This is a genomic window from Oceanisphaera profunda, assembly GCF_002157895.1.
GTDB lineage: Bacteria > Pseudomonadota > Gammaproteobacteria > Enterobacterales > Aeromonadaceae > Oceanimonas > Oceanimonas profunda.
Genome location: NZ_CP021377.1, coordinates 1294255 through 1314925 on the forward strand (window position 1 = coordinate 1294255; position 20671 = coordinate 1314925).

Sequence of the window (20671 nt, forward strand, 5' to 3'; positions counted from 1 at the left end):
CAGTTTTAAGCGCAAGGGCTTTTTCATCAAATACTGTTCAAGCGGTTAGCATTTGAGCAATGTGCGCTAGTTCACACCAATGTGGGGAGTTTTTCGGCAAATTCGACCAAAGACGGATACACGGCGCCCGCTAATGCTTCGCCTTCGGCCGTGATTTCTTTACCGGTGCGCACTAATACTAAGTTAGTTACGCCTGCCGCTTGGGCGGCTTGCAGGTCAGAAACCTTATCACCCACCATATAAGAAGCGCTGGCATCTATATCCAGATCGGCAATGGCTTCTAAAAACATGCCTGGTGCCGGTTTACGGCACTGGCATGCTTGGGTGTTTGCTGTGCTGCCCTCTGTAGGATGATGAGGACAAAAGTAAATACCGTCGAGATCCACATCTTGATCCGCGAGTGACCAGTCCATCCATTCGGTTAAACGAATAAAGTCATTTTCGCTAAACAGGCCCCGCGCAATACCCGATTGATTGGTCACCACTATTAGCTGATAGCCTTTTTCTTTTAGCTGTTTCATGGCGCCGATCACGCCCTCAATAAAGACAAAGTTATCCCTAGTGGACACATAGCCGCTGTCTTGATTGATAACGCCATCTCGGTCGAGAAAAATTGCTGCTCTGCTCACGGGTGCTTCCTATTGGTTGTGAATAATGGTTAGAGGTGTTGGCGATCAACAGGCTCTATATAAGAGACGTAATAATATCACAGCTCTCTAAATTCTGAGGTAAGCGTTCACCACTCATGATCTCTCGATGAAAGTGACAGGCGACGTGATGCGCTTCACCGCCAGCTGGCCCTATGTTTAATAAGGATTGTGCGCCAAGCGTCGGTGCTGCTGGCAGTAAAGGTGGCACTTCATTGATGCAACGCTCACCGACATAAGGACAACGGGTACGAAAATGACACCCCGATGGCGGGTTGGCCGGTGACGGTGGCTCGCCCTGTAGCATCAGGGGCACCTTGCGCCGTCTGGGATCCGGCTCTGGGATCGCGGCCAACAAGGCTTGGGTATAAGGATGCAAGGCTTGGGCGTATAACTCATCACTGGGTGCCAGCTCAATGATGCGCCCTAAGTACATAACGGCGATATGATCGGAGATGTGCTTCACTACCGAAAGATTGTGGGCAATAAACAAGATCGCCAGTTGGTATTCTTGCTGCAGCGAGAGCAACAAGTTCAAAATCTGCGATTGTACCGACACATCCAATGCGGACACGGCCTCATCACACACTAATAACTTGGGCTTGAGCGCCATGGCGCGCGCTATGCCAATGCGTTGTCGTTGGCCGCCAGAAAATTCGTGGGGATAACGATTGAGCGCCGAAACTGGCAAACCAACTCGCTGCAATAATTCACCGGCCCAGACTTGGCGCTCTTGCGCCGTACCGATCCCATGAATAACAAACGGCTCTTGCAGGATAGTCGCTATGGTGTGGCGACTGTTTAAGGATTCTTGAGGGTCTTGAAACACCAGCTGCATTTGCTGGCGTAAAGGGCGCATTTGTCGCGCAGAGTAGTCGGTAATATCTTGACCATCGAAATGAATGCGGCCTGAGCTAGGTTGTTGTAACTTGAGTAAGGATCGGGCCAGCGTCGACTTACCACAGCCCGACTCACCCACCAGCCCCAGTGTTTTGCCAGCGGCCAGCGTAAAGCTGACGCCATCAACTGCATATAAGGTTTGGCCGCGACGTAATAAACCACCACCCAGCGTGAAGTGCTGGGCTAAGTTTTCTAGCTGCAAGAGAGGCGCGGCTGATTTTGATGCGTTCAGCTCTGGGGCAGCTCCCCGCACTTGCTCGATGCTTATGGCCCTGGTCATAATGCTAACTCCCGCCAATGATGACACCACACTGTATGCGTCGCCGCCACTTGCTCCACGCTGGGTTGCTGTTGGCAGATATCGGTTTGATAGGCACAGCGATTAGCAAAGCGACAACCGCTCGCCTGCTCTTCTATGCCTGGCACTTGGCCGGGAATGGTGGCCAATATGGTTTTGCTGGGTTGGTCTAGCCGAGGAATAGAAGCCAATAAGCCTTGGGTATAAGGATGGGCTGGGCGTTCGTATAAGCTCAATACCGGTGCTTGCTCGGCGCTGCGCCCCGCATACATGACGAGTACTTGGTCACAAATTTGCGCCACTACGCCTAAGTCATGAGTAATAAATAATACCGCCATGCCGTTTTTCTGCTGCAAGGCTTTGATTAAATGCAGAATTTGCGCCTGTATGGTGACATCCAGTGCCGTGGTTGGCTCATCACAAATCAATAAATCCGGCTCACAGGCCAGCGCCATGGCAATCATCACCCGTTGACGCATACCACCCGATAACTGATGGGGATAGGCTTTGAGTCGCGCCTTAGCTTCGGGGATGCCGACCTGTTGCAACATCTCCATGGCTGCTTGCTGTTGCTCACGCTTATTCATCTCGGGTCTGTGCAGTTGATAGACCTCCATCAACTGGCGGCCCACGGTGTGCACCGGATTGAGTGCTGTCATCGGCTCTTGGAAGATCATGGCAATTTTATTGCCGCGCACTTTATAACGCTGTTCGGCAGTTAAGGTTAAGAGATCTTGTCCTTGAAATAGGGCTTGGCCGCCCACCACTTGGCCCGCTGGCTTGGGCAGTAAGCCCAATAAGCTCAAAGCAGTGACGCTCTTGCCGCAACCGGACTCGCCCACTAAACCTAAGGTTTGGCCAGGCAGCAAGCTAAAGCTCACATCGTCTACCACCCGAAACTCGCCCTGCTCGGTGGTAAAGCTCACCGCCAGATTATCAACTTGTAGCAGCGGCTCTGTTTGTTCAATCCCTAACAGCGGCTCCATTACTGCTCCTTATGCCGCCAAGTTTCATCTATCTCTAATACCGGCTCAAAACGCACCTTGCCAGCTTTCACTTCTTTTTTAAGATCTTCGTCTATCCAGAACAAACCACCGGTGCTGTAAGGCGATCCTTGCATGGGCCAGAATAAGGACGGCGAAAAGCGGCTGCCTTTGGTCTCGGGCAGACGAACATAACGCCAGTAAGCTTCACGGGTGTAAGGCACCTGATAACCAGGGATAAAAATCGCTAGTTCATTTACGCGGCGCTGAATTTGGCGGGAGATGTCCGCTTTAGCGTCCAAGTCCATAGTGACGCGGTATTGCTCTATTAACTGATCAAGCTGCTCATCGGCAATATTAAATAAGTTATTGGTTTGAGGTTTGTTGGCGTTAGCCGAGTGAAAAAACTCCCAATACTGTGGATACAAGCCACCGCCCGCCCAACCGAGCCAAGCCGCTTCATGCTTTTTCTCCAGCATGACTTTAAAACCACTGGCGCCATCCACCAAATTAAGCTGCAAGTCGAGCCCCGCTTTACGGGCTTCTTCGCGCAAGATAGCCAAGCGTGGCGTGTGCTCTTGAGTGGTATAGGTAACGGCTAAGCTCAGTACATCGCCCGCATTATTACGTAAAAATCCGCCGGGCCCTTGTTGGTCATATCCCGCTTCAGCAAACAGCTCTCGGGCGCGCTTAATATCGTAATCGCGAGCATGAATGCCCGCATCGGTAAAGGCATCGTAACCGGTCCCAAAGGTATGCATGCGCTCATAATCACCGCGCAATATGGTGTCGAGCATGCGTTGCATATTCAGTGCATGCGCCATGCCTTCGCGCACACGTTGGTCACTTAAACGGGGATGAGCAGTATTCAGGTGAAAACCTTGGGCGCCTTGAGGCATGTCGTTATAAAACCAAATGCGATTAATTAAGCCCTGTTTGTATTCTGGGGTATCGGTTTTATCGTGCCACCACTCGGGTAAAATCAGACCAAAGGTGTCGATGTCGCCACGCAAAAAATGCCGATAAGAGATATTAAGGTCGCGGATCACGGTTAAGCGGATCACATCCGGATTAAAACGGTGCTGATAATACTTCAAGCTATTGCCCCACCAATCATCGAGGCGCTTAAAGCTAATAGAACGGCCACGTTTTACATCGTCCATCACGTAAGCACCGGTTACCGGCGCTTGCGCCCAGTTGTAGCTGCGCACCCAATCGTCGGTGAGCGTATAAAAATGTTTCGGCTCTGGCGTTAAGCCCACGGTATTGAGTAACTCGCGCTGACTTTTTTCGCTGCCCGCGGTGACTGAAATGGTGTATTCATCGAAGGCCGTCACATCAACAATCTCTTCGCTGAAGTAGTTGTTATACCAAGGGGCGCGGATCACCTCGGAGCGCATCATCTCGATCGCAAACAAGAAATCGGCACTGGTGACCGGCTCACCATCAGACCAGCGCGCGGCCGGATTGAGCTTGAAGTACATGGTTTTATTATCGCCACCAAAGGCCCAATGAGTCGCCAAGCCGGGAATGGGATTTTGAGTGACGGGGTGCAGTGAATATAGCCCTAACTGATTTTCTAAGATAAAAGAGCGAAACGCGGTATTGGAGTCCGGCCCTACGGTGCGAAAGGTCAGCGGAAAGCTCATCAAGCTTAAATTAAACACACCGCCACGCTTGGCCTCAGGAGAGGCAAAAATAGGATCATCATTATTAGTCTGCCAATCCAGCCCGCTGGGTAGCTCGGCGGCACTAACATTGATGCTGGCCACTAGCCCTAGGCCCAGCAACCAGCCACCAAGATGTTTGAATAATTTTTTCATGCTTCCCTGCCTATTCATAACGAGAAAAATGTTTGGGATCCAAGGCTTCACGAATCGCCTCGCCAATAAAAGATACGGTAATCAGCACCAAAGACACAGCCGTGACCACAGAGCCCACTATCCAAGGCGCATCTAAATGATTTACCCCTTGGCGCAATAACTCGCCCCAACTAGGCGTGGGTGGTGCTAAACCAAAGCCCAAATAATCGAGTGCTGTGAGCAAAGAGATATTGGCGACCACGGTAAAAGGCGCCAGCGTCACTATCATCACTAAAGTATTGGGTAATATATGGTGCACGATAATCCGCCACAGCCCTGCTCCTTGAGCGCGGGCCGCCAACACATAGTCGCGCACTTTTTCACGATAAGTAAGGGTGCGCATATACCAAGTAATGCCCATCCAACCGAACAAGACGTTAATGCCGACAAACAGCATAAAATTTGGCTGGGTTAGCGAGACCAAAATCATGATCACATACAAGAACGGCACCTGAGACCAGACTTCAATAAAGCGCTGAAAGAACAAGTCAAACTTGCCCCCACAAAGCCCATGGCGCACCCTAACAGCACGCCAATTACGTAGCTGGCGGTGAGCGCGATAAAGGCAAAACCCACCGCTGTGCGAAAGCCATAAACCAGGCGCGCTAAAATATCCCGGCCCGAGCTATCTGTGCCTAGATAATGGCCCTGCGCTGCGCTGGGTGCCGTGGGCGGATAACCGCTGGCACTGTAATCTTGTTCATAAGGGCTCCAAGGCACCATGGGCAATAACACCCAATTATTTGATGGGCTGCTCTGGCTTTGTGTTGCGCTTGTGAGATCTGGATTGGCCGCTTGTTCGGCAAACAGGGCTTTGAGCTCGCGATAGTTAGTTTCGTACTGATAACCTAAGCCAAAGGTGTCACCGGTGATCACGTCACCGTAACTGGGGAAATACAGCTGGCCCTCATAGTTAACGATTAAGGCGCGATTGCTGGCCCACAGCTCGGCGGTGACCGCTAGTACTACCATCAGCATAAATAAACAAAAGGCGTAATAACCACGGCGAATACCGCGAAAGCGGCGCCATTTTTTTACCGTGACGTCTGAAAAGAAATTAGCCATCGAAGCGCACCCTAGGATCTACCATCGCCACGCAGATATCCGATAAAATATTACCCACTAACATCATCAAGGAGGTGACCGCCAAGATGCCCATCACCACCGGATAGTCGCGCTCTACTATGGCTTCGTAGCCCAGCAAGCCAAGGCCATCGATATTAAAGATCACCTCGATTAAGAAAGAGCCGGCGAAAAACACCGAAATCACGTTACCGAAATGGCTGGCGATGGGGATCATGCTGTTGCGCAATGCATGGCGCGTCACTGCCTTATGAAACGGCAAGCCTTTGGCCACTGCGGTGCGCACATAATCTGCGGAGAGGTTTTCCATCAAGCTATTTTTCATGGTCATAGTTAGCACCGCAAAATCGCCAATGGCATAGGCAATTAGTGGTAATAAGGCATGATGAAATAGGTTTAAGGTTTTCGGCCAAAAGCCTTCTAGGTAATAAAAATCGTCACCCACAAAGCCGCCCATGGGGAACCAGCCCAGCTGAAACGAAAAAATAGTCAGTAAGAAAATGCCTACTACATAGGCGGGTAGCGCATAACCAGCGTAAATCAGCATAGAAGTAATGCTGTCGAAGCGGCTGTTGTGTTTCAACGCCTTGAGGATGCCTAAGGGTATGGAGATAAAATAACTGAGGAAGAAGGTACAGATGCCAAAGAAGGCTGACACAGGTAACCGCTCTTTAATGAGCTCCCACACTGGCAAGAAATAGCGACTCGACTCGCCCAAGTCTAATCGCACCAATTTGGTCAGCCAATCGCGATATGCTTCGAACACAGGCTTATCTAGGCCATAGAAGGCTTTTAGCTCGTCAATTTGCTCTGCTGACAGCACCTGACTGCCCCGCGAGCTTTGGCTAAACTCGCTGCTTTGCATTTGGCTTTCCATTAGCATGCGCTCGACGGGCCCACCGGGGACGAAGCGAGTAATGGCAAACACCACTAAGGTAATTCCCAAAAAGGTCGGGATCAGCAGCAATAAGCGCCGCAGAAAATACTGTGCCATTGTTTTCCTTAAATTCTTTCCCTGAAAGCGCGGAAATAACGCTATTAGCACCCTAGCCTATCTGGCCGCCGATAAGCAAGAAAGAGACACGTCTCATCTTCTGGACAGCCCAGCGTATTTTGCGTTGACTCAGACATCCAGACGGCTTAGCATCACCGGTTATGGGTCATACTTTTGTGACGTGTCACTACCCTGTTCTGTTAAAGTAGTGAAAAACCTTACCGCATAGGCTCATCCATTGATGATCAAGCTAATCAATATTACTAAGCGCTACGGCGACGGCAAACAAGCCGTGCATGCGGTGCGCAACATTAATCTCGCCGTGGCTGCGGGCCAAATTATGGGCGTGATCGGTGAATCTGGCGCGGGCAAGAGCACGCTGATCCGCTGCGTGAATATGCTAGAGCGCCCCACCAATGGCCAAGTCTTGGTCGACGACCAAGATTTAACTGTGCTTCGCGAAAGTCAGCTGCCGGCAGCGCGGCGCAAGATCGGCATGATTTTTCAGCATTTTAATTTGTTGTCTTCACGCACAGTGTTCGCCAATGTCGCCCTGCCATTAGAGCTGGCCGGCATGAGCAAGGCGGACATTAAGCACAGAGTAACCGAGCTATTAGAGTTGGTGGGCTTAAGCAACAGAGCCAACGCTTATCCTAATGCGCTGTCTGGCGGTCAAAAACAACGGGTCGCCATCGCACGCGCCTTGGCTCCAAATCCTAAAGTATTGTTATGTGATGAAGCCACCTCGGCGCTGGATCCTAATACTACCCAATCGATTCTCACGCTATTAAAAGACATTAACCGCAAGCTCGGCCTGACCATACTGTTGATCACTCATGAAATGCAGGTGGTGAAAACCATTTGTGACCGAGTGGCGATTATCAGCGACGGCGAGCTGATAGAAGAAGGCGAAGTGGCGTGGTTTTTTGCCAATGCTAAAACTGAGCTGGCGCGCCGCTTTATTGCTTCCACCATTAACTTGGCCATTCCTGATGATTATCAGCAGCGTTTGCAAGCCGAACCGGCAGCCGACAGCTTGCCGTTAGTCCGCTTGGGCTTTAGTGGCGAGACGGTGGATAGCCCACTGATTTCTATTTTGAGTCGTGAGCTTAATGTGGATGTCAGCATCTTAAGCGCCGATATGGAATACGCAGGCGGCGTGAAGTTTGGCTTTATGCTGGCGGAGCTGGAAGGTGCGCCAGCACAAACACAGGCCGCACTGGCTTATCTTCAAGAACATAAAATTCAGGTAGAGGTACTCGGTTATGTCCGACGCCATGGTTAATTTGCTGTTATCAGCACTCTGGGAAACCTTATTGATGACCTTTGGCTCAGGGGTGATTGCCTGCTTATTAGGTATCCCTTTAGGCATAGCATTGCACGTCAGTAAGCCGGGGCAAATTTGGCAAAATGCCATTTTTAATAAAGTGTTAGGTACTGTGATTAATATTGGCCGCTCCATTCCCTTTATTATCTTAATGGTGGCCATTATTCCCTTTACCCGCTTGGTGGCCGGCACCAGTATCGGTACCATGGCCGCCATAGTGCCCCTTACCGTGGCTGCGATTCCGTTTGTGGCTCGCTTAATGGAGGCGGCGTTAATGGAAGTGCCCGCAGGTCTAGTAGAAGCAGCACAGGCTATGGGCGCTAAGCGCCTGCAAATTATTAGCAAAGTATTATTACCTGAAGCCCTGCCCGGCATGCTTAATGGCATTATTATCACGCTGGTGACCTTAGTGAACTACTCGGCCATGGCCGGTGCCATCGGTGGCGGTGGCTTGGGCGATGTAGGTATTCGCTACGGTTATCAACGCTTTGATGGGCAAGTTATGCTGATTACTGTGGTGATGCTGGTGGTATTAGTGCAAATTATCCAAAGTGCCGGCGAACGCCTGGTAACTTATGTAGACCATCGTTGATTAAAAGGAATAACCGATGAAATTAGGTTTTAAAGCTCTGACTACCGTGAGTGTATTAGCGTCTGCTTTGGCATTAGCGGGCTGTGGCGAGCAAGCCAAAGACTCCACCGCTGCCGAACAAGCCGCAGCCGTTAAACCGCTGCGCTTAGGCGTGATTGCCGGTGCTGAAGAGCAAGTGGCAGAAGTGGCCGTAAAGGTCGCTAAAGAAAAATACGACCTTGATGTAGAGCTGGTTGCTTTTAGCGACTACGTGACGCCTAACGTGGCCTTATCTGATGGCAGCTTAGACATTAATGCCTTTCAGCATCAGCCTTATCTCGACAAGCAAATCGCCGACCGTGGCTATGAGTTAGTGGCCGTGGGTAAAACTTTCGTTTACCCTATTGCTGCTTACTCAAAAGTGATTAAGACCTTGGATGAGTTAGAAGATGGTGCCAAGGTAGCAGTGCCGAACGACCCGACTAACTTAGGCCGTACTTTGTTGCTGTTAGAGCAACAAGGACTGATTGAAGTGGATGATGCGGTAGGCTTAGAAGCCACTCCGTTAAACATCACGGCTAACCCAAAAAATCTGAAAATTATCGAGTTAGAAGCACCGCAATTGCCTCGCTCACTGGATGATGTGGCGTTTTCCGTGATCAACACCACTTATGCTTCACAAATTGACTTGCTGCCTGAGCGTGACGGTTTATTTGTAGAAGACAAAGACTCCCCGTACGCCAACCTGATTGTGGCTCGTAAAGACAACCAAGATGACGAGCGCATCCAGACCTTTGTTAAAGCTTATCAGAGCGACGAAGTCTATGAAGCAGCTAAAGAGCTGTTTAAAGGCGGCGTAGTTAAAGGTTGGTAGTTAAAGGTCGGTAGTTAAAGGCTGATAAATTAATTTAAAAACCGAGTTAAAGGTCACGGCTTGCCGTGGCCTTTTTTCATGATACTGTCATTATTATCCGCAACTCGAATTAATAGGGGCCTAGGATGCAGAAATGGTATGTGGCGCAGTGTCGCCCCCGCGAAGAAGAGCGGGCCTTACAGAATCTTAATAATCAGGGCATAGAAGCTTTTTACCCTTACGCAGAGGTAAAAAAGCGCGTCAGCCGTAAGTTAGTCACTCGCGTAGAAGCCTTATTTCCAGGCTATATTTTCGTGCTTGCCGATCTTGAGATAGTCAGCTCAACCACCATAGGCTCCACGCGCGGCGTGCGCAGTTTAGTCCGCTTTGGTGGCGGCCCTTGCGAAGTGCCGAGCGAATTGGTTTATGACTTAATGGCCCATTGCGACAGCGATGCGCTCAGAGATAAGTTAAGCGACGAGCCTAAAGCTGGTGAGCGAGTGCGGATCGAGCAAGGTCCTTTTACCGGATTAGAAGCGATTTATCTCGAAGCCGACGGCGACATGCGCGCCATCTTGTTGCTCACCTTATTACAGAAAGAAACCTCCACCAGCTTTGGCAACGAAGAGTTTTCGCGATTATCTAAAAACTCGTGAGGGGTGGGAGGCGTGAGGCGTAAATGGTGAAGAATAAAATCCATGCCCAACAATGAGGTGTCTGGCACCTCACACTTTACTCATCACACCTCACGGCTTCCTTATTACCCATAATGTTCAGCCATATCTCAATAATTTTTCATAAAAAAAATTCAATTGGTTACAGAGTGGTGCATGTCTATTCTCTTGTAGGAGCCCGTCTCTTCGGCGAAGAGGACTTCGGCTCGGTTTGATGTTTTGCTTTAAATCTAAACCTCAGTAACAGCCAGCAAAGCTGGCCAGCCGAATGAATTGGCTGCTACAAAAGAACAAACCGAAACAGGGCGCATAATGGCTGAGGTTCATAAGTAATTAGGCAAGGCTTTATCACTTCTGCTCTAACACCAGCACTTGATGATGTTGTAACGGCTGATAATGGCGATAATCCGCTTGCTGCAAGACACTTTTCCACCACAGTCCGGGCTCCAATCCTAAAGGCAGTTCAACCCCCAAGCGCAGCCGAGACTCAAACGTACCCTTACTATTGCTCAGTAAAGAGCTTTGCAGGCGCAAGATCTGCCAAGGGGTATAGTTTAATGACCATTGTCTCGACATGGGTGCCTTGTACTTATCGCCACTGCCATAAAGATTAAGCCGTCGCCCTTGCCACTGATAAAACTGGCTCGACACACTTAAGCCCGGTACCCAGCCTAAGCGCCCTTCTCCAAATACCACTTGCCCGGCTGCGGCTCTTTCTGATCGCCCTTCTTGCTGCTGCCAGCCAGATAACGGCTGATACTGACCCGCGCCGAGCGTCCAGTCGGGCTCGGCTAAATACAGTAATACACCGCCTCTTTGGTGATCCCAGCCCGCCTGATAATCCAGTACTGGCTCTAGGTGAGCATTGATACTGCCTCCCAGTTCGCGCTCTATATTCAAGCCTGCCTGATACGTAAGTCGTTGATCCCGATAGTCGATGCCCACTTCGCCTTGCAGCTGATTGCCGAGCGGCAGTGCCAAACTGCTATTAAATAACAGCTCTTTATCAAATAACGGCAGCTGATAATCCCAGCTCCAATGCTCAGGGCTTAACCATAGCCAGTCACTTAGCTGTTGGGAGCCGAACGACAAGGTGCTATCGGCCAAGCTGCTGCTGTGCTGCTCCACAAATTTATCTAACTTATGGTTCGCTGCCGCTTGCGCAGCACTCGCCAATGTTAATTTAAGCTGTGCCGTTTTCGGGGCCAGCGTGGGATCCGGCGGTCCTAATCGGGGTAAGTTGTCATCACGCTGAGCCTTGGCTAACGTCGCGGGTTCTGAGCCAATAGGTACTGAAGCTGCGGCTGCCATCGGTTCAGAGTGAGTGCTGTCTTGAGTGGGCTTGCTTGGCAAAACAGAAGCGGACTGAGCTAAATCTGTAGCCTTAGTTTCAAAAGCCGTGGTGTCCGTTTGGGAAAGAGTGGCTGGAGCCGCGCGGGAGTCTGAATTAGGCACCCAGATCCAATCGCCCGGCGTTAACGGCGTCATAAATCGCGTTTGGTTGTAATGCAGGCGCAATTGACGCTCGGTTAATTGATGTTGCTTCGCCACCAAACGCCACGTCTCGCCCGCCGCCACCTGATGCATCACCATAAGCGGCCCTGCGGCTTGGCTACTAAAGCTTGCGCTCAGTAAGCAGGCGCCCAGCACAACGCTCAACCCGCGCCCTATTCTGGCATTTGGCTGAGGCCGAGATTGCTGATGTGCAAGCTTAAGCGCGGTGACTGGGGGTGAGCGCTTCTTCATTGGTAATACTCAGCTCCGCCTGATGTTGGCCGTATAAATATGGTTCTGATTGGTTAAGTGCTGAGTAATAAGGTTAACTCTGAACACCGTATTTGCCTTAAAAACCACCTAGCTAGCCTTGAAAACCACATAACAGTCGATATTCTTCCAACACATAGGTGTCGGTCATGCCGCTGACAAAATCCAACAATAAGCGCACCCTAAAGTACCATTCACGCTCAGCAGCCTGTTCAAACAATAGCGCATGTTGGCTGTCTCTCTGATACGCCGCCAAATGGCGGGGTGGCAGCCGATGATATAAGCGGCGAAGCAATAAACCTTCCGCATCTTGCCGACGCCCAAGGCTGGTAAATTCAGACTCAGGCAAGGCTAATAACGGGGCAAATGCGCCTAAAATGCCTTTGAGTGCGGAAAAACCCGCCAGCTCCAGCGCCTCAACCTCACGATGGTTAAACACCTGTCTGTGCGCAAAATCTTTGAGCCACTGCAACGCCTGAGCGGGAGCTTGCTCCACGGCGAGCAAGGGCTGGTCATGACTGCCATCTAAAATCGCCACTTGATGTACTAAGTATTGCTCGCTCACTAACACCAGTAAGTCATCATTAAGCGTTTGGCGAAAACGGCTGAAAAAGCCCGGCTCGGCCGCCAGTGCTTGGTGCCAGCAGTCTTGCAGATACGCGTTACCGTCACGCAAAATTGCCTGCTCCAACTCCACTAAACTGAGCACGCCTCTGTCTACTGCATCTTCTAAATCTGCCACGCCATAAGCCATATCATCGGCGGCTTCCATAAGAAAAGTCAGAGGATAACGCCCGCGTGTGGTGCTGGGAAACAGCGCCCTGATCTCTTGTACCAGCGGCCGCTCACTAAAGTAGTGGCCGGGCTTTTGTTGCCAAGGGCGCTTTTTTCCATCTGGAGCTTGGCCTTGGCGTTGATAGGCGCCGCGCACGTATTTTTGCAAGGCCGCCAACTGGCTTAGGGTGAGATTTAAGCCCTGTAAACTGTGCAATAAGCGCAAGCTTTGGGCGTTGCCCTCAAACTGCTGTAAGTCCGCCAGCAACATCGGCCATTGCCGTGAGCCTTGGCCTACCGCTTGGGCAAACAGGCTCGGCAATTGGGTGCGCAACCAGTCGATCATCACCACTTCACCAAAATGGCCAAAGGGGGATTGCCCACGTCGTGCAGCAAACAGGCCATTTCCACTAAGCTGACAAAGGCTTGCTTATCGACCACCTCATCCATATCCGCCAATACCAGTAACGCCAGCTGGCGGCCGGTTTCTTTCACCTCCAACGAGTGCGTTAAGCGGCTGCGCACCGAGGCTTTCACGTCCAGCGGAAACACCTGGGTTTTTTGCTGTAAGCGGCGTACCGGCGAGCATTGCACTATTCGGCTGCGATCGGCCTCTATGGCACTTAAGGCTGTCTCTTTTTTAAAATCAGGTTGCGCCTCTGGTTTGGAATCTGGTGTCGTCTCAGACAGAGCATCAGGCAAACTGTGCTGGCGATTACTTAAAATAAAGGCCTGATAATCACTCATACGCGGCTCTCCAGCCACTGGCGCAGCACGGCCAAATCACCGGGTAAATCATGATTTAACTGCTGGCTCCAGCCGGCCATTTCTTGCCACCAATCCGGATGTTCAGGGCTTTGGATTAGTTGTGCCAATTGCTGAATACGCTTTAAGCCCACAGAACCTGCCGCTCCTTTAATCTTATGGGCCTCGTCCACTATCTGGTCTTGCGCTTTGGCGGCCACAAATTCATTAAGTTTACGCAGATAATCAACCGCCATGTCGTCCAGCATATCTACGCTCGACAACAAAATACGCGCCCCCACGGTGTCTACATAATCGTTAAGAAACACGCAGTCCAAAACAATGCTTTCATCATTATTAATTGCAGGCTCTGCAGAGGGAGAGACTGTGATAGGTGGGGCTATCGTGGGTGAGTCTAGCTTGGGGGAGTTTATAGTGGGCGGCGTCGGCGTTGAGGCCAGTAAACGGGCACGATTGCTGACTCTGGGTTTATGGGCAAAAAATCGCGCCAACACGCCTTTTATGGCCTTAGACGACAAAGGCTTGCTAATGGCATCGTCCATGCCTTTGGCCAGATACTCTTGCTTATCGCTGATCACATTGGCGGTGAGCGCCACTAAAGGCGGCAAGCTGTGATCTTGTTCTTGGGCCTCTTTACGCAGGCGCGCGGCGATATCAAAGCCAGTCATGTCTGGCAGTTGAATATCCAAAAACACCAAGTCAAAGCACTGCTCGGCCAAGCAGTCAAAGGCTTCTTTACCGTCACGCGCCACCGTCACTTGATGGCCCAGTTTTTCTAACAACGCACAAGCCACGGTGACGTTTAGCTCCACATCTTCCACTAACAACACCGACAAACAAGGCAGATGCGCCACTACCGGATCGTCCACTGGTGCCGAGGTTCTGGGCACCTTGATGGTGATGCTAAAACAGGAGCCTTCGTTGGGTTCGCTGTCGAGTTCGATAGTGCCGCGCATGGTTTCCACCAATTGCTTAGACACCGCCAAACCAATGCCGGTACCGGTGGCGTATTTATCACCTTCCACTTGAAAGTAGAGGGAAAATATTTCCTCCTGCAAGCTTAACGGAATACCAATCCCGGTATCTTCAATATCAAAGCGCAGGGTAATTTCACCCACCATCAGCTCATCGGCCATGCAACGAATGGTCACGCCGCCCTCATCGGTGAACTTCACCGCATTGCCGACCAGATTCCACAACACCTGCCTTAGGCGGGTACCATCGGCCATGATCCAGTCGGGAATATCACCGTCACGGTCAAAGTGTAAATACAGGCCTTTTTGCTCGGCCTGCAAGCGCGCTAAGCTTTCTAAATCGTCGAGAAAGCCGGGGAAGTCCATGGGCTCGGGCGCCAGCTCTAAGCGGCTGCGATCGATTTTATCTAAATCAATAATATCGTTAAAAATATTACCCAAGGTCACGGCGCTAAAGTGAATGGTTTTCATATGCTGGTGCTGGGCTTTGTCTAACTTGGTGGCCAGCAAAATACGGCTTAAGCCCACAATGCCATTTAAGGGCGTGCGCAACTCATGGCTAATGGTGGAGATAAAGGTGGTTTTATCGCGGCTGGCTTTTTCTAATTCTTCTTGATAGCGCTTACGCTCGGTAATATCACGACCAAAACCTAATAAACCGAGCCGTTTACCGTTACGATCAAAAAACGGCACCTTGCGCAATTCAAAGCAAGCGCGGCGGCTATCGGGATATTGCAGCCACTGCTCATAGGTTTGGCTCTCGTTGCGGGCAAACACTTCTTTATCGGTTTCGACCACTTTTTCGGCCACGTCCGCCGGGTATACATCGTAAGGCGTTAAGCCAATCAGCTCTTTCTCTTGCTTGCCGAGTAAGTTTTCCATGGCACGGTTACAGCCGGAGAACTCTTCGCGCTCGTTGCGGTAATACACCAAATCTGGCGAGGTATCGATAAAGGAGCGCAATAAAGCCATGCGCTCTTGCGACTCCATTTGTGCCTTTTCGCGCTGATAGACTTCCGCTTCTAAATCTTCGATTGCTTGGTCACGGCCGGTTTCTGCCTTGTGGGTTTCTTCTATTTGGCAATTCAGCAGTTCGATTTTTTCTTGCAACTCATTATTCAGCTCCAAGTCCCGCTCTCGCATCTGTTGCAGCCGCTGCACCAGCCTACTCAAGCGCTGGCGCGAGTCTTCCAGCTGATCCACCACCACAGATAAAAAATACACGGCCCAAGGGGTGACTAATAAGCCAAAGAATATCGAGCGCACTAAGTCTACCGACTCCACGTTGCCGCGTAAAAATAGCGTGACGCCCACTTGGATAAAAATAGCCAGCAAGATAATGCAGGTGGCCAGCAGCATGCTAAAACGCACAATGCCCAATTTGGTCATCAAATCTACGTAATACTGGGCCCAAGTTTTTATGGGTTTCATTTATGTTTCCGTCAGCATTGATATAAAAGCAGGATACCGACTTAACCCTAGCCTGTCATGCCGTTGATCCCCCTCAAGGCGCTAAATAACCTGGGTATATGGACCTCCCACAATGGGGCCAATCGTTTTGAATATAAGGCCTGCTATTGGCCGTTTAATAAGCGATAACGCATCAAATTGGTATTTTTCGACTATAAAAACCGCTATATTTTGTAAGCTAGCTGCTAACAAGCCATGCTGCTTCATCCGCATAGTGATTAAGTGTAATGGTGCACTCGTCATACGTGGCAGCTGCAATGGAGGAATGGAATGTCTCTTTATGACCCCACGCTTGAAAAGGATAACTGTGGTTTTGGCCTGATCGCTCATATAGAGGGTGATGCCAGCCATAAGCTGGTTCGGCTTGCTATTTCGGCGCTCGATCGCATGCAGCATAGAGGCGGTATTGCCGCCGATGGTAAAACCGGCGACGGTTGCGGCCTGTTAATGCAAAAGCCCGATAGTTTCTTTCGCGCCGTCGCCAAAGACAAAAACTGGCAGCTGGGTCGTAAATATGCAGTGGGCATGATGTTTCTTAATCCAGACCCAGTGCTGGCCGAGCAATGTCGACGCATCGTTAATGAAGAACTGGAAAAAGAAACCTTAAGCCTAGTGGGTTGGCGAGAAGTGCCGATTAACACTCAGGTGCTGGGCGAGATTGCCATGGCATCCTTGCCCCGTATCGAGCAGGTATTTATTAACGCGCCCACCGGCTGGGTAGAAAAAGACATTGAACGTCGCCTCTATATCATGCGTCGGCGTATTGAAAAGCGCATTAGTGACGAGTACTTCTATGTGGTCAGCCTGTCTAATCTGGTGATGACCTACAAGGGCCTGTGCATGCCCGCCGACTTGCCCCGCTTTTATTTAGACCTTGCAGACATCCGCCTGCAATCGGCCATTTGTGTGTTTCACCAGCGCTTCTCCACTAATACTCAACCGCGCTGGCCGCTGGCTCAGCCGTTCCGCTTTCTGGCTCATAACGGCGAAATCAACACCATAGGCGGTAACCGCCGTTGGGCTCAGGCGCGCGCCTACAAGTTTGGCTCGCCATTACTGCCAGACCTCAAAGAAGCCGCACCTTTCGTCAATACCGATGGTTCTGACTCCTCCAGCCTAGACAACATGTTAGAGCTGTTCTTGGCCGGTGGCATGGACTTGTTCCGGGCCATGCGCATGCTGATCCCACCCGCTTGGCAAAAAAATACCGCCATGGATCAAGACTTGCGCGCCTTCTACGATTTTAACTCCATGCATATGGAGCCCTGGGATGGCCCTGCCGGCATAGTGATGTCTGACGGTCGCTTCGCCGCCTGCGCTCTGGATCGCAATGGCCTGCGCCCGGCGCGTTTTGTGCGCACCAAAGACGGCTTTATTACGTTGGCCTCGGAAATCGGCATCTGGGACTACACCCCAGACGAGGTCATTGAAAAAGGCCGCGTGGGCCCGGGCGAGCTATTCGTGGTCGATACCGCTCAAGGCAAGATCTGGACCAGCTTCGAGATTGATGACGACCTTAAGTGTCGCCACCCTTATCAAGAGTGGATGGCCAAGCACAAACACCGCCTCACCCGCTTCGAGGATTTACCCGACGATCTGGCAGGCCAGAGTCAACTGAACGTCGATACCCTGCGCACTTATCAAAAGTTATTCGGCTACTCGATGGAAGAGCTAGAGCAGGTGATCCGAGTGATGGGCGAAAACGGCCAAGAAGCGGTCGGTTCCATGGGTGATGATACCCCCATGGCGGTGTTATCTAGTAAGCCGCGCTCTCTGTATGACTACTTTCGTCAAATGTTTGCCCAAGTAACCAACCCGCCTATCGACTCGTTGCGGGAAAATCACGTTATGTCGCTGACCACCTTGATCGGTCGCGAGCAAAACGTCTTTAACGAAACCCATGGTCACGCTCATAGAGTGCAGTTTGAATCACCAATTTTGCTGTATTCCGACTTTGATCAGCTAATGAGCTTGGATCAAACCCACCATAAGCACACAGTGCTGGATCTGAATTTTGATCCCGCAGAAGGTTTGCAAGCCGCCATTACCCGCCTGTGTAACAACGCCAAGGCCGCCGCTGAAACCGGTAGCGTATTGCTGGTGCTGAGCGATCGTAATATCAGTAAAGACACCTTGCCGATACCCGCTGCCATGGCCGCCGGTGCCGTGCAGCGCACGCTGGTCGAACACAACCTGCGTTGTGACTCCAACATCATAGTAGAAACCGCCAGCACCCGAGACCCGCATCAGTTTGCGGTGTTGCTTGGGTTTGGCGTCACCGCCATCTATCCCTATTTAGCTTATGAAACGCTGGCGCGCATGGTGGAAGACGGCGTGCTCAAGATGCCGCTGCGCGAGGCGCTGCTTAACTTTCGCAACGCCATTAATAAGGGCCTGTACAAAGTCATGTCCAAGATGGGCATCAGCACTATTGCCTCTTATCGTTACTCCCAGCTGTTTGAAGCCATAGGCCTGCATCAGGAAGTGACTGAGCTGTGCTTTAAAGGGGTGACCAGCCGCGTGCAAGGCGCTTCTTTCGAGGACTTTCAGCAAGATTTATTCAACTTGAGCCGAGTAGCCTGGATTGCCCGCAAGCCCCTTAATCAGGGAGGGCTGCTCAAGTATGTGCACGATGGCGAGTACCACAGCTATAACCCAGATGTGGTCACCACCCTGCAAACCGCAGTGCGCTCTGGCAATTATGCAGATTATCAGGTGTACGCCAAGCTGGTGAATGAACGCCCGGTGGCCACGCTGCGCGACTTGCTGGCGCTTAAAGTAAATGGCTCTGGCATACCACTGGAGCAAGTAGAGCCGGCCAGTGAGCTTTTCCCCCGCTTCGACAGTGCGGCTATGTCCATCGGCGCCTTGGGCCCAGAGGCTCATGAGTCATTGGCCATTGCCATGAACCGTCTCGGTGGTAAGAGTAACTCCGGCGAGGGCGGTGAAGACGCGCGGCGCTTTAATACCTTGAAGAACTCCAAGATCAAACAGGTGGCTTCCGGTCGCTTTGGAGTTACGCCTCACTACTTGATGAACGCCGAAGTGATTCAGATCAAAATAGCTCAGGGTGCCAAGCCCGGCGAAGGCGGCCAGCTGCCCGGCCACAAGGTGACCGCCGAAATTGCCAAGCTGCGCTATGCAGTACCCGGCGTGACGCTGATTTCACCGCCGCCACACCACGATATTTATTCCATTGAGGATTTGGCCCAGCTGATCTTCGATATCAAGCAAATTAATCCCCGCTGCTTGGTATCGGTCAAGCTGGTGTCCGAGCCCGGTGTCGGCACTATTGCCACCGGTGTGGCCAAGGCCTATGCGGACTTGATCACCATCTCCGGTTACGATGGCGGCACGGGCGCCAGTCCACTGTCTTCGGTCAAGTATGCCGGCTCCCCTTGGGAGCTAGGGCTGGCCGAAACCCAGCAAGCGCTGGTGGCTAACGGCCTGCGCCACAAGATACGACTGCAGGTAGACGGCGGCCTAAAAACCGGTCTGGATATCGTTAAGGCGGCGATTTTGGGGGCCGAGAGCTTCGGTTTTGGTACCGGCCCTATGGTGGCATTAGGTTGCAAGTATCTGCGTATTTGCCACCTGAATAACTGCGCCACCGGCGTGGCCACTCAGGATGAAAAACTGCGCCGCGACCACTTCCTTGGCCTGCCCGAGATGGTAGAGCACTACTTTAAGTTTATTGCCGAAGAAACCCGCGAGCTAATGGCACAACTGGGCGTATCACAGTTGACGGATTTGATTGGCCGTACCGATCTACTGGAAATACTGCCGGGCCTGACCGCCAAACAGCAGAAACTGGACTTGTCCGGCATCATTGCCAAACCCCAACCTAAGTCAGGCTTGGGCGTGTTTTGTCAGGAAGCTAACCCCAATGTCGACAAGGGCGCGCTTAATCTGCAGATCACTCAAGACACCCTAAGTGCGGTGGAAACCAGCAGCGGTGGCGATTTTTATTACTCCATTCGTAATACCGACCGCTCGGTGGGCGCCCGCCTGTCTGGCGAAATCGCCCAGCGGCACGGTAACCAAGGCATGGCGGCAGATCCGATTCGTATCCACTTAGATGGTACCGCCGGCCAAAGTTTTGGGGTTTGGAACGCCGGCGGTCTGGAGATGATCCTCACCGGTGATGCCAACGATTACGTCGGCAAAGGCATGACCGGCGGCAAACTGGTGATCAAGTCTCATGTGGGCGTGGCATTCGCCTCCCATGAGGCCACTTTGGTGGGTAACACTTGCCTATATGGCGCCACCGGCGGCCATCTGTACGTGGCGGGCCGTGCCGGTGAACGATTCGCGGTGCGTAACTCCGGCACCCTAGCCGTGGTGGAAGGCGTAGGCGACAACGGTTGCGAATACATGACCAGCGGCATAGTGACAGTGCTGGGCTCTACCGGCGTTAACTTTGCTGCCGGCATGACCGGCGGCTTTGCCTATGTGCTGGATGAAGCGAACGACTTCGAGCTGAAAACCAACTTTGAGCTGGTGGAATTGCTGGAGCTGGGTGATTTGATGATCCACCAAGAACATCTGCGCGGAATTATCACCCAGCATCTGCAAGAAACCGGCAGTCAAAGAGCACAGCAGATCTTGGCCAATTTCGGTCATTATTTGCCCATGTTCAAGTTGGTTAAACCCAAATCCAGTGATGTGACTTCTTTATTGGGTCATCAGAGCCGTTCCACCGCAGAGCTGCGGGTCCATGCACAGTAAAGGA

General features: G+C 51.5%; 12 protein-coding genes and 2 pseudogenes. 5 read left to right on the forward strand and 9 right to left on the reverse strand.

The features are described 5' to 3' along the window. Window positions 1-71: 71 nt before the first annotated feature. The 6 genes and pseudogenes from gmhB to CBP31_RS05625 all read right to left on the reverse strand — a co-directional run bounded on the left by gmhB (window position 72) and on the right by CBP31_RS05625 (window position 6767). A complete protein-coding gene (gene gmhB / locus CBP31_RS05600; RefSeq protein ID WP_087035303.1) occupies window positions 72-629 on the reverse strand; it encodes a D-glycero-beta-D-manno-heptose 1,7-bisphosphate 7-phosphatase in 558 nt (185 codons plus the stop codon). Between the two features lie 55 nt (window positions 630-684). Beyond that, a complete protein-coding gene (locus tag CBP31_RS05605; RefSeq protein WP_087035305.1) occupies window positions 685-1827 on the reverse strand; it encodes an ABC transporter ATP-binding protein in 1143 nt (380 codons plus the stop codon). Next, on the reverse strand, window positions 1824-2831 hold the full coding sequence (locus tag CBP31_RS05610; protein WP_087035307.1) for an ABC transporter ATP-binding protein: 1008 nt from the start codon (window positions 2829-2831) through the stop codon (window positions 1824-1826). Before CBP31_RS05610 ends, CBP31_RS05605 begins: the two co-directional genes overlap by 4 nt. Next, on the reverse strand, window positions 2831-4651 hold the full coding sequence (locus CBP31_RS05615; protein ID WP_087035309.1) for an extracellular solute-binding protein: 1821 nt from the start codon (window positions 4649-4651) through the stop codon (window positions 2831-2833). Before CBP31_RS05615 ends, CBP31_RS05610 begins: the two co-directional genes overlap by 1 nt. A 10-nt stretch (window positions 4652-4661) precedes the next feature. Continuing rightward, a pseudogene (locus tag CBP31_RS05620) lies at window positions 4662-5755 on the reverse strand (ABC transporter permease). Next, window positions 5748-6767 (reverse strand): ABC transporter permease subunit, encoded by a 1020-nt coding sequence (locus tag CBP31_RS05625; RefSeq protein ID WP_087035311.1) that lies wholly within the window; start codon window positions 6765-6767, stop codon window positions 5748-5750. Before CBP31_RS05625 ends, CBP31_RS05620 begins: the two are co-directional and overlap by 8 nt. A gap of 241 nt (window positions 6768-7008) precedes the next feature. On the opposite strand from CBP31_RS05625, the gene metN reads away from it, so the two are divergent. The 4 genes from metN to rfaH all read left to right on the forward strand — a co-directional run bounded on the left by metN (window position 7009) and on the right by rfaH (window position 10174). Further along, complete coding sequence (gene metN, locus CBP31_RS05630) at window positions 7009-8052, forward strand: methionine ABC transporter ATP-binding protein MetN (protein WP_087035313.1); 1044 nt, start codon at window positions 7009-7011, stop codon at window positions 8050-8052. After that, a complete protein-coding gene (locus tag CBP31_RS05635) occupies window positions 8033-8686 on the forward strand; it encodes a methionine ABC transporter permease (RefSeq protein WP_087035315.1) in 654 nt (217 codons plus the stop codon). The genes metN and CBP31_RS05635 overlap by 20 nt, the downstream gene beginning before the upstream one ends. A 16-nt stretch (window positions 8687-8702) precedes the next feature. Then, window positions 8703-9539: a methionine ABC transporter substrate-binding lipoprotein MetQ gene (gene metQ, locus CBP31_RS05640; RefSeq protein WP_087035317.1), complete on the forward strand. Its 837-nt coding sequence runs from the start codon at window positions 8703-8705 to the stop codon at window positions 9537-9539. A gap of 125 nt (window positions 9540-9664) precedes the next feature. Further along, complete coding sequence (rfaH, locus tag CBP31_RS05645) at window positions 9665-10174, forward strand: transcription/translation regulatory transformer protein RfaH (RefSeq protein ID WP_087035319.1); 510 nt, start codon at window positions 9665-9667, stop codon at window positions 10172-10174. Window positions 10175-10540: 366 nt separating this feature from the next. Here the strand turns inward: rfaH and CBP31_RS05650 are convergent, their stop codons facing one another. The 3 genes and pseudogenes from CBP31_RS05650 to arcB all read right to left on the reverse strand — a co-directional run bounded on the left by CBP31_RS05650 (window position 10541) and on the right by arcB (window position 15900). Then, a complete protein-coding gene (locus CBP31_RS05650) occupies window positions 10541-11842 on the reverse strand; it encodes an inverse autotransporter beta domain-containing protein (protein WP_227875197.1) in 1302 nt (433 codons plus the stop codon). 208 nt (window positions 11843-12050) lie between these two features. Continuing rightward, window positions 12051-13477, reverse strand: a pseudogene (dgt, locus tag CBP31_RS05655) (dGTPase). Next, entirely contained in the window at window positions 13474-15900 is a 2427-nt protein-coding gene (gene arcB, locus CBP31_RS05660) for an aerobic respiration two-component sensor histidine kinase ArcB (protein ID WP_087035323.1), read from the reverse strand. The pseudogene dgt and the gene arcB overlap by 4 nt, the downstream one beginning before the upstream one ends. A 309-nt stretch (window positions 15901-16209) precedes the next feature. On the opposite strand from arcB, the gene gltB reads away from it, so the two are divergent. Beyond that, window positions 16210-20667 carry a glutamate synthase large subunit gene (gene gltB / locus CBP31_RS05670; RefSeq protein ID WP_087035327.1) on the forward strand — a complete coding sequence of 1486 codons (4458 nt, stop codon included), beginning with the start codon at window positions 16210-16212 and terminating at the stop codon, window positions 20665-20667. Window positions 20668-20671 lie beyond the last annotated feature (4 nt).